This is a genomic window from Vibrio sp. RW, assembly GCF_027587105.1.
GTDB lineage: Bacteria > Pseudomonadota > Gammaproteobacteria > Enterobacterales > Vibrionaceae > Vibrio > Vibrio toranzoniae.
Map to the genome: position 1 here is coordinate 176,292 of NZ_JAPPTM010000002.1, position 14,476 is coordinate 190,767.

At 45.3% G+C, this 14,476-nt stretch carries 13 protein-coding genes; 5 read left to right on the top strand and 8 right to left on the bottom strand.

The window, feature by feature from the left end:
• Positions 1 to 1,248 carry a TIGR03503 family protein gene (locus tag OCT63_RS02320; protein WP_269983104.1) on the top strand — a complete coding sequence of 416 codons (1,248 nt, stop codon included), beginning with the start codon at positions 1 to 3 and terminating at the stop codon, positions 1,246 to 1,248.
• Positions 1,249 to 1,378: 130 nt separating this feature from the next.
• On the opposite strand, the gene fadE is transcribed toward OCT63_RS02320, so the two are convergent.
• Entirely contained in the window at positions 1,379 to 3,844 is a 2,466-nt protein-coding gene (gene fadE, locus OCT63_RS02325) for an acyl-CoA dehydrogenase FadE (RefSeq protein ID WP_269983105.1), read from the bottom strand.
• Positions 3,845 to 4,171: 327 nt separating this feature from the next.
• On the opposite strand from fadE, the gene lpcA reads away from it, so the two are divergent.
• Together lpcA and OCT63_RS02335 are read left to right on the top strand one after the other, a co-directional pair.
• On the top strand, positions 4,172 to 4,747 hold the full coding sequence (gene lpcA, locus OCT63_RS02330) for a D-sedoheptulose 7-phosphate isomerase (RefSeq protein ID WP_017056331.1): 576 nt from the start codon (positions 4,172 to 4,174) through the stop codon (positions 4,745 to 4,747).
• Between the two features lie 63 nt (positions 4,748 to 4,810).
• Positions 4,811 to 5,656 carry a class II glutamine amidotransferase gene (locus OCT63_RS02335; protein WP_060468311.1) on the top strand — a complete coding sequence of 282 codons (846 nt, stop codon included), beginning with the start codon at positions 4,811 to 4,813 and terminating at the stop codon, positions 5,654 to 5,656.
• 116 nt (positions 5,657 to 5,772) lie between these two features.
• Here the strand turns inward: OCT63_RS02335 and purN are convergent, their stop codons facing one another.
• Complete coding sequence (gene purN, locus OCT63_RS02340; protein WP_161673802.1) at positions 5,773 to 6,429, bottom strand: phosphoribosylglycinamide formyltransferase; 657 nt, start codon at positions 6,427 to 6,429, stop codon at positions 5,773 to 5,775.
• A 151-nt stretch (positions 6,430 to 6,580) separates the two neighbouring features.
• Positions 6,581 to 7,621, bottom strand: coding sequence for a phosphoribosylformylglycinamidine cyclo-ligase (purM, locus tag OCT63_RS02345; protein ID WP_269983106.1), 1,041 nt, complete (start codon positions 7,619 to 7,621; stop codon positions 6,581 to 6,583).
• A gap of 169 nt (positions 7,622 to 7,790) precedes the next feature.
• Between purM and upp the strand changes: the two genes are divergently transcribed.
• Positions 7,791 to 8,417 carry a uracil phosphoribosyltransferase gene (gene upp / locus OCT63_RS02350; protein WP_017056335.1) on the top strand — a complete coding sequence of 209 codons (627 nt, stop codon included), beginning with the start codon at positions 7,791 to 7,793 and terminating at the stop codon, positions 8,415 to 8,417.
• Positions 8,418 to 8,557: 140 nt separating this feature from the next.
• On the opposite strand, the gene OCT63_RS02355 is transcribed toward upp, so the two are convergent.
• Positions 8,558 to 9,796 (bottom strand): uracil-xanthine permease family protein, encoded by a 1,239-nt coding sequence (locus OCT63_RS02355; RefSeq protein ID WP_060468308.1) that lies wholly within the window; start codon positions 9,794 to 9,796, stop codon positions 8,558 to 8,560.
• Positions 9,797 to 10,074: 278 nt separating this feature from the next.
• On the opposite strand from OCT63_RS02355, the gene OCT63_RS02360 reads away from it, so the two are divergent.
• Positions 10,075 to 11,340, top strand: coding sequence for a DUF2066 domain-containing protein (locus tag OCT63_RS02360; RefSeq protein WP_269983107.1), 1,266 nt, complete (start codon positions 10,075 to 10,077; stop codon positions 11,338 to 11,340).
• A gap of 109 nt (positions 11,341 to 11,449) precedes the next feature.
• On the opposite strand, the gene OCT63_RS02365 is transcribed toward OCT63_RS02360, so the two are convergent.
• The 4 genes from OCT63_RS02365 to OCT63_RS02380 form a co-directional block, all read right to left on the bottom strand.
• On the bottom strand, positions 11,450 to 11,887 hold the full coding sequence (locus tag OCT63_RS02365; protein WP_269983108.1) for a DUF2069 domain-containing protein: 438 nt from the start codon (positions 11,885 to 11,887) through the stop codon (positions 11,450 to 11,452).
• Entirely contained in the window at positions 11,884 to 12,477 is a 594-nt protein-coding gene (wrbA, locus tag OCT63_RS02370; RefSeq protein ID WP_269983109.1) for an NAD(P)H:quinone oxidoreductase, read from the bottom strand. The genes OCT63_RS02365 and wrbA overlap by 4 nt, the downstream gene beginning before the upstream one ends.
• A 6-nt stretch (positions 12,478 to 12,483) precedes the next feature.
• Positions 12,484 to 12,834, bottom strand: coding sequence for an arsenate reductase (glutaredoxin) (gene arsC / locus OCT63_RS02375; RefSeq protein ID WP_046223728.1), 351 nt, complete (start codon positions 12,832 to 12,834; stop codon positions 12,484 to 12,486).
• Between the two features lie 121 nt (positions 12,835 to 12,955).
• On the bottom strand, positions 12,956 to 14,410 hold the full coding sequence (locus tag OCT63_RS02380; protein ID WP_146449558.1) for a beta-barrel assembly-enhancing protease: 1,455 nt from the start codon (positions 14,408 to 14,410) through the stop codon (positions 12,956 to 12,958).
• Positions 14,411 to 14,476 lie beyond the last annotated feature (66 nt).

A 14,476-nucleotide genomic window follows, 5' to 3' on the forward strand; every position in this document is an offset into this window, starting at 1 on the left:
ATGTTAAGGGTATTGGCTACCGGTTACTTATTGCTGTTAAGCTTTAGTTTGCATGCAGCAACAGAATCCGTAATGAGTTTATTGGACAACCGTTTTCGTGTTGATCCCAGTATTGAGCAAGTCACCTTTGTGATTTATCGAGCCGATAACTCTAAACCTGTCGTGTTGGTTCGCCCTGACGGCAAGAAATACTACTCGTGGCGCAATGCTGATAATGTCCGTTGGTACGAAGAGTCGTCCATGGACATTATCTCTATCGACAATCCGATGCCGGGCCCTTGGCAAGCGATTGGTAAAGTATCACCTAAAAATAACATCAAGCTCCTCTCTCATCTTGTTTTGGATGCTAATGAGTTTCCAGACAAATTGTATCAAACCGAACACATCAAATTTACGGCTCGTTTGACTTCAGACGGCAAGCCCCTTGTGCTACGTGATTTTCTCGATCGCGTCAAACTCAAGGTGACCTTTACCAAGTTTGTCGAAAATGAAGAATCGTTAGTCAGAGAAGCACGCCCTGTGCCTGTTGTGATGGGCGAATTTTCCGACGATGGGGCTGAATTTGACGAAAAATCTGGAGATGGCGTGTTCACTGTGTCGTTACCGATTGATATTGAGCCTGGTAAATATCGAGCTCGTATTACCTCGGGCAATGGTGTGTTTTTGAGAGCGCAAGAGCAAGAGGTATTAGTGTATCCAACGCCAATCATCACAACCTTTATACAGTCCCGTAAAGAGGGTTTACCTCACACCATCGTGGTGTCTGGTGAACAGGGCATGATTGCGCCGAGTTCATTAGCGGCTCATGTTGAGCACAAGGCTCCTGATGAGTACGTGATCTACCGACAAGGCCGATCTGAAATAGATGCGATGAAAGTGTCTTTAGAGGTGCCATACAACAGTGACTTGGGGATTTATAATTGGTCGGGCATGGTTTACGCCACCGATGCATCCAGTCAACGTCCACTCGTCTTTCCAATTTCTGAGCAGTCTTATAGTGTTGTCGAAGATATTGATTTAGCGGAGTCTCGGCGCCTTCAAGAAGAAGCTCTCGCCGAACAGAAGCGTATCGCCAATGAGTTAATGATACTGAAGAAGCGCGAAGCTGATAAGCAGCGTAGTATGATCATTATCGCGGTGGGTAATGTGGTCGTGATTTTATTGGGTTTATTGATTTGGTTTGTGGTTCGTAAGGTCAAAGCGAAGAAAAAAGCGTTACCAGAGATGCAGCTTAAAGCGCCAAAGTAACTCGCTTAGATGATTAGGTTGTCTGGAGAGAATAAGCCTCTAGAGACAAATCATTAGAATTTGTGACAACGATGTCATGAACAAAAAAACGGGACGCCTAGGAGTCCCGTTTTCGTTTCTATTGCAGAACCTAGGCTACGTTATCAATCGATTGGCCTGGATATTGTGGCTTTGCTGCTAGCTCCTCTGGAGAGAAGTCATCAACATTAATCGTGTACAGTCTGTGTTCCTCCGCGCTGACAAGTAATGCAGCTTCTTTCTCCGTTAAGATGCCTTTTTCAAGCCCTAGTTGAGCGACAAGGTCTAGTCGTAAGAAAGCACGTTTTTGATGCGTCTCTTTACAAACCTTATCGAACAAAGGTTCAGCTTGAAGAATCACTTCCAGTGCTTTCTCTATTTTACCAACAGGGTTGTATTGCGTGTCCGCCAAGTATTGGCCACGACCGATGCGTGAACGTGTTTCGCTTGGTGTTTGTAGGATGTGCGCGACTTGGCTATCCAGTTTGTCGTTTGGTGCGCGACGGATACGGCCAAATGGCATTAACACAACACGAAGTAGACGACCAATCACAGGGTTAGGGAAGTTCGCCAAGAACTCATCAATCGCCACTTCAGTCTGACGTAAGCTATCTTGCATACCCCAATGTACTAGCGGTAGATCCTCAGCGTGGCTGCCTTCACTTTCAAAACGCTTAAGTGTTGCAGACCCTAAGTACAGTTGACTCAGGATGTCGCCCAGTCTTGCAGATAGACGCTCTCTACGTTTCAAAGAACCCCCTAGCACTGCCATTGAAATATCAGACAGTAGCGCTAGGTTAGCGCTGTAGCGGTTTAATTTTTGGTAATAGCGTAGTGTTTGTTTGTCGGTTTTATTCGCTGGTGTTGGCGTATCAGAACCACGACCATCGGTTAAACCAAACCATAAACTGCGAACGAGGTTACTGAGCGTAAAGCTAACGTGTCCAGCTAACGCAGAATCAAACTTATCCAGTGCATCGCTGCTTTCAGAATAAGCCGCTTCCATTTCGCTTAGAACATAAGGGTGACAACGAATCGCGCCCTGACCGTAGATGATCATTGAACGAGTCAGGATGTTTGCGCCTTCAACCGTTATTGCGATGGGTGAACCTTGGTAACCACGAGCTAAGAAGTTCGACGGACCTAAGCAAATGCCTTTACCACCGACGATATCCATCGCGTCGATGATGCTGCGTTGGCCACGGTGCGTACAGTGGTACTTAACGATGGCTGATACAACAGAAGGCTTTTCGCCAAGGTCGATCCCCGCAACGGTTAGGTTACTCGCTGCATCCATTACGTAAGCATTACCCGCTAGGCGTGCAAGTGGCTCTTCAACCCCTTCCATACGACCTATAGGCTGTTTGAATTGACGACGAATACGAGCGTAAGCGCCGGTTGCGAGTGCTGCAGATTTGATGCCACCTGTTGAGTTTGAAGGCAGTGTGATTCCACGACCCACCGACAAACACTCAACCAGCATACGCCAACCTTGGCCTGCCATTTTCTGGCCACCGATGATGAAATCGATAGGGACGAAGAGATCGTCGCCTTGAGTCGGGCCATTTTGGAAAGGCACGTTGAGTGGGAAGTGGCGGTTGCCAATCTCAACGCCCTTTAAATCGGTTGGGATAAGTGCACACGTGATACCAAGATCTTTTTGGTCACCCAGTAGGCCATCCGGGTCACGAAGTTTAAAAGCTAAACCTAAAACAGTCGCAACAGGTGCGAGAGTGATATAACGCTTGTTCCAAGTTAGGCGCATGCCTAATACTTCTTCGCCTTGCCATTCACCTTTACATACCACGCCGTAATCAGGGATTGAACCTGCATCTGAGCCGGCTTCTGGACTCGTTAGGGCAAAACAAGGGATCTCTTTACCTTCAGCTAAGCGAGGCAGGTAATGGTTTCTTTGTTCTTCTGTTCCGTAGTGTTGTAACAGCTCACCCGGGCCTAACGAGTTAGGTACGCCAACCGTTGATGACAGTACGCTAGAAACACCCGTTAGCTTCTGTAGAACCAGAGATTGAGCGTAAGCTGAGAATTCTAAACCGCCGTATTTTTTCTTGATGATCATGGCGAAGAATTTGTGGTCTTTCAGGTATTGCCATACTTCTGGCGGCAAATCAGCAAGTTCATGTGTCACTTGGTAATCATTGACCATTTCACACACTTCATTGACTGGGCCATCTAAAAACGCTTGTTCCGCTTCAGAGAGCTTCGGATCAGCAATGTTCTGCAGCTTCTTCCACTCAGGCTTGCCTTTGAACAGTTCTGCTTCCCACCATACTGTGCCAGCTTCTAATGCTTCTTTTTCTGTCTGAGACATCGCCGGTAGAACTTTCTTAAATAAAGAGAGTGCTTTTTGACTGATTAGGGTTTGGCGAATTGTTGGGACAGCAAAAATCGCAACCGCTAAGAGATAGCAAAGCCAGCCAATGACAGCGACGCCACCAAACAATGTTAATGCTACCATCGCGCCAGTTAAGACGATTAATGCACGTACCAGACTAACTCTATGGTAAAGGCAGGCACCTAAGATGGCTGTAAAGCCGAGTAGGGAGAGCAATATGTTCATGAACGATTTCCTTTTCAGAGATCACTTATTGTTATTAAGTTTAGGTAAGAGGTCTAACCAGTTAAGTGTAAACAGAATATTAAATATTTGTAAAACTCCAAAGTGGATAAAAAGTGATCTTAATAGAGTTAAAATTCTAATTGTGAGAGGTCGGTGGTGAATGTTTGGACGAATTGACAGAGACAAGTTAATAAAGGTGGCAATCTTTGGGCTTAAGTGTCGACACAATTTCATGTTTGTGGGTAAACTCAGGTAAAAGAGGGAAAACCCCTCAGCTCTCATTTCACGTACCTTAAGCTGCGTAAATAAATATAAGAGATAAGCCTTATGTACCAAGACCTAATCAAAAGTGAATTGAACGAAGCGGCAGACGTTCTGAACAAGTTCTTGAGTGATGACCATAACATCGCTCAAATTGAAGCGGCGGCAAAAATGATTGCTGACTCATTCAAGCAAGAAGGGAAAGTGCTTTCCTGTGGGAACGGTGGTTCACACTGTGATGCGATGCACTTTGCGGAAGAGCTTACTGGTCGATACCGTGAAAATCGCCCAGGTTTCGCTGGCATTGCGATTTCAGATCCTAGCCATTTATCTTGTGTGAGTAACGATTTTGGCTACGATCACGTGTTTTCTCGTTACGTAGAAGCGGTAGGTCGTAAAGGCGATGTGTTGTTTGGTTTGTCGACTTCGGGTAATTCCAGCAATATTTTAAAAGCGATTGAAGCTGCTCAAGCGAAAGGTATGAAAACCATCGCGCTAACCGGTAAAGATGGTGGAAAGATGGCTGGTTGTGCCGATATCGAAATCCGAGTGCCACATTTTGGTTATGCTGACCGAATTCAAGAGGTTCACATTAAGATCATCCACATTGTGATTCAACTTGTTGAAAAAGAAATGGAATAACAGTTTACAGAGATTGGAGCCTAGCATAGGCTTCGCTGGTTTTAATAGGGAGTAGATTAGACCATGTGTGAATTGCTCGGTATGAGCGCGAATGTACCAACAGATATTTGTTTTAGCTTTACTGGTCTAATGCAACGTGGAGGCAATACTGGCCCACACCGTGATGGCTGGGGTATTACTTTCTATGAAGGAAAGGGTTTTCGTACATTTAAAGATCCTACCCCGAGCTGTGAATCTAAAATCGCTGAGTTGGTTCAAAACTACCCAATTAAAAGCCAAGCTGTTGTCAGCCATATCCGTCAAGCCAATCGTGGTGGTGTCAATTTAGAAAACACTCACCCTTTTACCCGTGAGCTTTGGGGGCGATACTGGACCTTTGCTCATAATGGTCAATTAACGGATTACGATGATCTGGTGAGTGGGCGTTTCAGACCCGTCGGTGAAACGGACAGTGAACTCTCTTTCTGTTGGCTACTCAAACAACTTGAAGAGCGTTTCCCTGAGCCGCCTCAAGACATGGAAGGCATGTTCCGCTTCTTTGCTGAGTGCTGTGAGAAGTTACGAGAGAAAGGCGTTTTCAATATGCTGTTAAGTGATGGCGAGTACGTTATGACTTACTGTACCAACCATTTGTATTGGATAACAAGACGTGCGCCTTTTGGTAAAGCGAGTTTAATTGATGAAGACGTTGAAATTAACTTCCAAGAAGAGACCACGCCGAATGATGTGGTGACTGTCGTCGCAACTCAACCTCTTACGGATAACGAAGAGTGGTTTAGGATGAAGCCGGGCGAGTACGCACTGTTTCATTTTGGTGAACTGATTAGCAACAATCATCACGTGTTGGAAGATGTTGCTTATGCGCCGAAAAAGGTCGCGAGCCAAGCGCCAACTGAACCATTGAGCTAATCGTCGCGAATAGCGTTATTTGATCCGCACAAAAGAAAGGCCGTTTACTGTACTCATAAGTCAGTAAGCGGCCTTTTTGTTTCTTTGTCATTGACTTGTGAGAGTCGTCTGATGAATTACTCTTCTGCGTAACCGTGCTTGCCCAACACGTTGCCGTCTAAGACTGCTTGTCCGTTTACCATTGATAAACGATCTTCGATGAACCACTTACAGGCCATAGGGTAAATGTTGTGTTCTTGAGTAAGCACACGGCTAGCTAACATGTCAGCATCATCGTCTTCAAATACTGGAACTTTAGCTTGTAAGATCACCGGACCACCATCAAGTTCCTCAGTAACAAAGTGAACGCTGGTACCGTGTTCTTTGTCTTGGGCGTCAATAGCACGCTGGTGGGTGTGTAAGCCCGGGTATTTAGGTAACAGAGAAGGGTGGATGTTGACCATCTTCCCAGCATAGTGACGAACAAACTCTGAACTTAGGATACGCATGTAGCCAGCGAGTACGATTAAATCTGGCTGGTAAGCATCGATCTTAATCATCAGTTCATGATCAAATTCTTCCCGGGAGTTAAATTCTTTTGGATTCACCGAGTGAGCGTTAACACCCGCTGATTTTGCTCGCTCTAGACCAAAAGCATCCGTTTTATTTGAGAAAACGGCCTTAACGGAGGCGTCAATCGTATGGTTATTACAGGCATCCAAAATGGCTTGCAAGTTACTTCCGCTTCCTGAGACTAAAACGACGATGTTTTTCTGAGAGTGACTGTTATTCATAGAATGGCTGTTCTTCATAGACTGGAAAATGCAATTGATTAACTAAAAGTATTTACAATTTACCTACATAGACTAAGGCTTTCTGCGGGCTAAATAGCAAAATGAGGACCATTAGGTCCTCATTGATTAACTAAGTAAGTGAGCGTATCACTTATTTGATTTCAACTTGCTCTTCACCCGCTTCTGCGTTTGCGATCTCACCGATAACCCAGGCGTTTTCGCCTTCAGCTTTCAGTAGTTCAACAGCAGCGTCTGCTTGAGCTTTAGGTAGAGCAACAACTAGGCCAACACCACAGTTGAAAGTGCGGTACATTTCGAATGTCTCCACGTTACCTTTCTCTTGTAGCCAGCTGAAGATAGCAGGCCATTCCCAGCTATTGCCATCAATGACGGCTTTAGTACCTTCAGGAAGTACGCGTGGGATGTTCTCCCAGAAACCACCACCTGTGATGTGCGAGATAGCATGAATGTCATGCTCAGCAATCATCTTAAGCGCTGATTTGATGTAAATCTTAGTGGGTTCTAGTAGGTGTTCACCGATAGTGCGACCTTCTAGTTCTTCATTCTTATCAGCACCAGAAACTTCTAGAACTTTACGAATCAAAGAGTAGCCGTTTGAGTGTGGACCACTTGATCCAACAGCGATAAGTGCGTCGCCTGCTGCTACTTTAGTGCCATCAATGATGTCTGCTTTTTCTACAACACCAACACAGAAGCCCGCTACGTCGTAGTCGTCGCCCTCATACATGCCTGGCATTTCAGCCGTTTCACCACCGATTAGTGCACAACCAGCTTGAACACAGCCTTCAGCAATACCAGAAACAACGTCGGCTGCTGTATCTACATCGAGCTTACCTGTTGCGTAGTAGTCTAGGAAAAATAGCGGCTCACCACCTTGAACGATTAGATCGTTCACACACATTGCCACTAGGTCGATACCAATGGTGTCGTGTTTTTTCAGATCCAAAGCAAGGCGAAGTTTAGTACCAACACCATCAGTACCTGAAACAAGTACCGGCTCTTTGTATTTCGTTGGAAGTTCACATAGGGCGCCAAAGCCACCAATACCGCCCATTACTTCAGGGCGACGAGTGCGTTTAACGGCACCTTTAATACGGTCTACTAGTGCATTACCTGCGTCGATATCAACGCCTGCGTCTTTGTAGCTTAGAGAAGAAGTATTACCACTCACGGGATAGTCCTCGAACTTAAGTTGGATGTGAAAACGGCGTTATTCTAACAGGGCTTGTTTATGAAGAGCAAACGTTTGCGCGGTTTTTTTTATTAGAATAAAGATTCTGAAATAACCACAAAGTTCGTGTACAATCTACAGGTTTGTTTAAATATTGCCGGAGTTGGAAATGAAAGTTGTTGAAGTGAAACACCCGCTAGTAAAACATAAAATTGGCCTGATGCGTGAAGGTGAGATTAGCACTAAGCGTTTTCGTGAGCTAGCGACAGAAGTGGGTAGCCTTCTAACATACGAAGCGACATCAGACTTTGAGACTGAGCGTGTAACTATTAATGGTTGGAACGGTCCAGTTGAAGTTGACCAAGTTAAAGGTAAAAAAGTAACAGTAGTGCCAATCCTACGTGCTGGTCTAGGCATGATGGACGGCGTTCTAGAGCACATTCCAAGTGCCCGTATCAGCGTTGTTGGTGTTTACCGTGACGAAGAAACACTTGAACCAGTACCATACTTCAACAAGCTTGCATCTAATATCGAGGAGCGCATTGCTCTTGTGGTAGACCCAATGCTTGCAACAGGTGGTTCTATGATCGCAACGATTGACTTAATGAAAGAGAAAGGTTGTAAGCACTTTAAGATTCTTGTACTTGTAGCGGCTCCTGAAGGTATTGCCGCTCTAGAAAAAGCGCACCCAGACGTAGAGCTTTACACTGCTGCAATTGATGAGAAGCTCAACGATAAGGGTTACATCGTTCCAGGTCTTGGCGATGCTGGTGATAAGATCTTCGGTACTAAGTAATTCGGCTTCAGCTTAAGTTACTCTAAACCGTTTCTTAACTCGCTGAATTAGCCGTATTAATAAAAAGGGAGAGCATTCAGTGCTCTCCCTTTTTGATCTCGTTGGCTTGCGATTCTTTTGAATCTAGCCTTACCGGTTGCTTAATCGATTTGAGCTTTGTCTACCACAGTGTTGTCGCCTAGCTCTTCAGGAAGGACTAGGTTCAGTAGAATTGCCACGATACCACACAAGCTTACGCCTTGTAGGCTGAAGTCACCGATACCAAAGGCCATGCCGCCAATACCAAAGACTAAAGTAATACCCACAATCACAAGGTTACGTGATTTATGCAGGTCTACATTGTTCTTGATGAGAGTATTGAGCCCAACTGTTGCGATTGAACCAAACAGCAGAATCATGATGCCGCCCATCACTGGAACTGGAATCGTTTGAAGTAGTGCGCCTAGCTTACCAACCAAGGCTAAAACAATGGCCGTAACGGCAGCCCAAGTCATGATCACTGGGTTAAATGCTTTCGTTAGCATTACCGCACCAGTTACTTCACTGTACGTTGTATTTGGTGGCGCGCCCAGCATAGAAGCCGCAATCGTAGCGACACCGTCGCCAGTGATGGTGCGGTGTAAACCTGGTTTTTTAAGGTAGTCTTTGCCAGTTACGTTAGAGATAGCAAGCATGTCGCCAACGTGTTCAACGGCCGGTGCAATGGCGACAAATACCATAAAGAAGATAGCGTTGATGTTGAACTCAGGTGTTGTGAAGTTTGGTAGTGCTAACCAAGATGCTTGAGCCACGGGGGTGAAGTCTACTGCACCATATATCAGGCTGGTGATATAACCCGCAACAATACCGCCGAAGATAGGCAGCAGTTTAAGGAAGCCTTTTGAAAACACACTGATGACAATCGTCACTAACAATGAAATAGATGAAATCCACAATGCAGCATCTGCATCGATAAGCTGAACTGCACCGTCGCCTGTTTTACCTAGCGCCATGTTTACTGCAACAGGCGCAAGACCTAAACCGATAACCATGATGACAGGGCCAACCACGACGGGTGGAAGCAGTTTATGAATGAAGGCAACGCCTCGTACTTTTATCAATGCGCCCATTAATACATACACAACTCCTGCCGCCATAAGGCCACCCATGGTTGCTCCTACACCCCAAGTCTGAATTCCGAACATGATAGGTGCGATGAAGGCGAAAGAAGACGCTAAGAAGATTGGCACTGAACGGCGTGTAATAAGTTGGAATATAAGGGTACCGATACCCGCGCCAAAGAGTGCAACGTTAGGATCAAGCCCTGTCAGTAGCGGCACTAATACAAGTGCACCAAAAGCTACAAACAGCATTTGCGCACCTTGCAAAGCATTTTTCATGTTAAATCCTTAAAAATGGTCGTTATATGAAAGTCGAAAAATAAAATTCGCAGGATTCTATCACTTGGCAAACGATTGCTACACTAGATAGATCAAATTTATTTATCTTAGTGATGTTTGTTGCTATCAAAATAAGAAGAAATTCAGTTTACAAGTAAACGATTTATCATGGTTAGGTGATATTTTATGGTTATTAAACACAGTGGGGGTTATCGACCTTGCCCCTCAATCCATAGTTGCTTATCATCAAGGCACAAGATTTGAATATTAGGATCAGTATGCGCTACATAGCATTGTTGTTCATGGCATTATTAGCCTCTCCGAGCTATGCCTTAACTCAAGTAGATATCTTTAGTGTTGAGGTTGCGATTGACGCTAGAGGTAAACAGTCAGAGCAAGTGGCAAGAAATACTGGCATGGAGCAGGTATTGATACGTGCGACTGGCCAAACCGATGTCGCTTCGAATGAGACTATTCAAAAGGCGATGCGTAAGAGTGCGCAGTACATGTCTCAAATGAGTTTTGGCGAAAGTAATGGCCAATCAACATTACGCATGCGTTTTAATGCTGCTCAAATCCGCTCATTATTAACTCAAGCGCAATTGCCATATTGGCCTGATACTCGTTCAGACATCCTAGTTTGGTTGATAGAAGAAGATAACTACGATAAGAATATAGTATGGGAGCATACTAATTCGCAGTTAGCCGCGAGCTTACAAATAAACGCCAAAGAACGTGGATTACCCCTGACGCTACCTGTTGGCGATTTTGACGATATCACGGGCATTGAGATCTCTGATCTATGGGGAAATTTTGTTACGCCGATCAGTAAAGCGAGTCAACGTTACTCTGTTGATGCTGTACTTGTTGTGAAGGCTCAATCTTCTGGATTACGTTGGACTTTATATGATCAAAAGCCAAGCCAGTTGTCGAGTGCACCAGTTTCACCTGTGACTGGTTCGATATCGGGTAACAGTGCTACGGTTTCTAAGAAGCTGGTTGATCAAATTAGTAATTACTATGCAGGTAAAAGTGCCGTTACCGTAGCAAGTGAATCTTCAGAGTCTATCCTAACGCAGTTTATTAGCCTGAATAACGCCCAGGATTTTTTCCAATTGGAGAATGCGCTTAAGCGTCTAAACTCAGTGGCAAGCCTAGATATTCTGAAAATTCAAAGCAATGAAGTCACTTTCCAAATACACTTACTATCAACTCAACAAGAGTTTGAGCAAGAAGTGGAAAGCATTCGACAGGTCGCAAAAGTTGAAGAGTCTTACATTGAACCTGAAGTTAGCCCTGAATTTGAAACGCAAGACAACGCTATGTCTGTAGGTGATGATTCAGCAAGCGCTGTTGATACTGAAGGCGAGGGAAGTGAGATTGACTCAAGCGTTCAAGTGATTAAAGGCAGCGAGCTTTCTACGGATGCTGAGCTAACAAGCACGACTGATGCGACGCTAGACGAATCTGGTGAAGAAGCACTCATCATCACGGCTCCAGTGCACGCTAAGCCAAGCTTGGTATACGAATGGACTCGCTCGTAATCGTCTACCGCATGACAGATTGAAGTGAAAACATGAAAAAGCCCCGCCAGAGAAATCTCGCAGGGCTTTTTGTTTATTGGGTTTTCAATTTTATAAAATCCAATCAATATTACTGCTCGAATTTCGCTTTCTCTTTCTTTTCTACTTCAGAAAGGCGCTTCAGCTTGATGCCCAACTCTTTGGCACGAAAACGAGTAAATAAGATATTACCCGCAAAGCCTAATGTCGTCAGAAGCAGCTCTACAGCCGCTAGCAAGCGTTCACCACCGTCTACATACAAGATGGTTAATGCGTGCAGGAAGTAGAGCATCAGGACGAAGTTCGCCCAAGCATGCGTGTAAGGTTTACCTGCTAGAATGCCCGGTAATGGCAGTAATAGCGGTACAGCCCAAGCAATCGCAAGTGTGGTGTGGCTAAGGTGCGGATGCGGGGAAAGTGTCATCTGCCACGCCACAACCCAACCTAATAGTAATAAGTTGCCAGCTAAAGCAAGGTAGCGGAATAACTTTGTCTTGGGAGACATAGCCCTCTCAGGCATATACATCATTGAGAAATTCCCTTCTGGTTGATGGCGATGCGTGCTAAGCGTTTACCTAGATTCTGTGCCAACTCAATCTCTTCTTTACTTAACGATGGCGCTTCTCCTGTACTGCTTGCACCGTAAGGTGTGCCACCAGTTCGAGTGTTATGCAGCGCAGGTTCAGAGTAGGGGATTCCCACCACCAGCATGCCATGGTGAAGCAGTGGCAACATCATACTTTGCTGTGTGGTTTCTTGACCGCCATGCAGTGACGAAGACGAAGTAAACACACAGGCAGGCTTATCGATAAGGTCACCATTGACCCATAATGATGTGGTGCTATCCCAAAAGTGCTTCATAGGTCCGGCCATATTACCAAACCAAACTGGACTACCTAGCGCTAAACCATTACAAGAACGGAGTTCTTGCAACGTTGCGATAGGATCGGTTGGTTGATAACGCGAATCAGCCTGCTCTTCTACCGTGTACACATCGTTCACCGTTCTTAACGTGGCTTCGCAGCTCGGGATAGATTCAACCCCTCGCGCAATCTGCCTGGCTAGAGCTTGTGTGTTGCCGTGGCGACTGTAGTAGAGAACAAGAATATTAATGCTCATATTGGATTACAGGATCTCTAGCACTTGCTCTGGTGGACGACCAATTTTTGCTTTGTTGTTCGCGACAACGACTGGGCGTTCAAACAGCTTTGGATTGGTTGCCATTGCTGAGAAAAGGTTTTCATCAGTAACCGATGCATCACCAAGGTTTGCTTCTTTGTAATCCGCTTCTTTGGTGCGCATCATCTCGCGAACACTGTCAAAACCAAGCTGAGTGAAAAGCACTTTTAGTTGCTCGACAGTTAAAGGTGTGTCTAGGTACTTGATAACCTCTGGCTGTACGCCTTTTGCTTCAAGCAGTTCGAGAGTTTGACGGCTCTTTGAGCAACGTGGGTTATGATAAATCACGACAGACATGGTTCTTCCTCACTATTATTTTTTGATTTAATTCGTCGATAGAAGCCACTCGAGCGGCTTCATTGTATTTGTTGAGCTTGCTTTTTATTTCAGTAGCGAGTCTTTGCTAGCAAATCAAAATTTACTGCAGCGACAAGAAGCGTTCCCGCTGAATCATCAGTTGGTCAATTCGAGCATCGTAACGTGCTTGCTTTAAACTTCCGAGCTCTGCGATTTGGCTTGCTTGCGTATAGTACTGAATCGCTTTGTTCCAGTTGGCTCGTAGTGCCAAAATCTCTGCACGAGCGGCGAGCTCTTCGTCGCTATTACCAAGGCTAGTACTTACTTTTGAAAGCAGATGCCAGCCATTGGCGTCGTTCGGGTTATCGTGTGTGTAACGCTGTAATACACGAACAGCTTCTTGTAGATTTTCATTCTCGAGCAATGCATTGGCGTAGTTAATGGTTAGAACTGGGTTGTTTGGCTGACGAACCAGTGCAGATTTAAGTTCTTTAATCGCAGTCTCAGGTTGCTTCTGTTCAATATGCAGATCCGAGATCGCATCTAAATAAAATAGGTTAGTCGGATCGCTATTCATTAGCTTTGTCAGAATAGGCTCGGCTTTATCTAGCTTTTTCGAATCTAGGTAAACCAGTGCTTGGCCATACTCTAGTGATGGCACTATAGCTTTAGGTGCTTTCTTCAGTTGGCGCTCAAACCAATCTAGAGCCGCATCATTATTGATACCCGCATAACGCGCGACAATGCGAGATCTCGCTAGATGGTAATCTAATGATGGAGCCAGTTTTAGCGGTGGATAACTGCGAGCTCGGGCACGAGAATCTGTAATTCGGTCTTGAGGTAATGGGTGAGTCAGCAACATGGGTGGTGGCGTGCTGGCATAGCGGTATTCGTCAGCCAAACGCCCAAAGAAACGTGGCATAGCATTCACATCGAAACCAGCTTTTGCTAGCGTGTTGATACCAAAACGATCGGCTTCTTTTTCATTGCTACGGGTGTAGTTGATTTGGCTTTGCATGTTGCCCGCAGTCGTTGCGGTTAACGCAGCAATTCCTGCTTCGGGTGCTGCGATAGCCAGTAATACAGAAGCGGCAAGTGCTGCGATGGTCGCTGGAGTACGACGAGCTTGGCCTTCCATGCTGCGTGCTAAGTGGCGCTGGGTTACGTGTGCGATCTCGTGCGCTAATACCGAAGCAAGTTCGCTTTCTGATTGTGCATGCAGGAATAACCCAGAGTGCAATGCAACATAACCACCAAAGAATGCGAAGGCATTGATATTGCGATCACGGATCATAAAGAATTGAAAAGGTGTTTTTACATCATTAGCGTTCGCGACTAGGCGATGGCCCAGTGTATCAATGTATTGGTTTAGAACCGGGTCATTGACGATAGGCTGGCTGTTTCTGATGATGCGCATGTAGGCATCACCATAGATAAGTTCTTGATCGATAGTGAGTGTACCGCCAGCAGCAGTGCCGATATCCGGTAGCTCTAAACTATTGGTATTTGCTAACGTTGGGGTACCTAATGTTGCTGCGATGCATAAGCAAGCAATTGAGCGAGCGCGTTTAAACATATTAGTCAGTAATACTCCGTTTCTTCTGACAGTAAGACAAGTGCAATGCAAATTGGTTCTGTATCC

Coding starts and splice junctions, on each gene's coding strand:
- OCT63_RS02360 (WP_269983107.1), top strand. CDS start 10,075: ATGCGCTACATAGCATTGTTGTTCATGGCATTATTAGCCTCTCCGAGC.
- OCT63_RS02335 (WP_060468311.1), top strand. CDS start 4,811: ATGTGTGAATTGCTCGGTATGAGCGCGAATGTACCAACAGATATTTGT.
- OCT63_RS02380 (WP_146449558.1), bottom strand. CDS start 14,410: ATGTTTAAACGCGCTCGCTCAATTGCTTGCTTATGCATCGCAGCAACA.
- OCT63_RS02365 (WP_269983108.1), bottom strand. CDS start 11,887: ATGATGTATATGCCTGAGAGGGCTATGTCTCCCAAGACAAAGTTATTC.
- lpcA (WP_017056331.1), top strand. CDS start 4,172: ATGTACCAAGACCTAATCAAAAGTGAATTGAACGAAGCGGCAGACGTT.
- OCT63_RS02355 (WP_060468308.1), bottom strand. CDS start 9,796: ATGAAAAATGCTTTGCAAGGTGCGCAAATGCTGTTTGTAGCTTTTGGT.
- OCT63_RS02320 (WP_269983104.1), top strand. CDS start 1: ATGTTAAGGGTATTGGCTACCGGTTACTTATTGCTGTTAAGCTTTAGT.
- wrbA (WP_269983109.1), bottom strand. CDS start 12,477: ATGAGCATTAATATTCTTGTTCTCTACTACAGTCGCCACGGCAACACA.
- arsC (WP_046223728.1), bottom strand. CDS start 12,834: ATGTCTGTCGTGATTTATCATAACCCACGTTGCTCAAAGAGCCGTCAA.
- fadE (WP_269983105.1), bottom strand. CDS start 3,844: ATGAACATATTGCTCTCCCTACTCGGCTTTACAGCCATCTTAGGTGCC.
- purN (WP_161673802.1), bottom strand. CDS start 6,429: ATGAATAACAGTCACTCTCAGAAAAACATCGTCGTTTTAGTCTCAGGA.
- upp (WP_017056335.1), top strand. CDS start 7,791: ATGAAAGTTGTTGAAGTGAAACACCCGCTAGTAAAACATAAAATTGGC.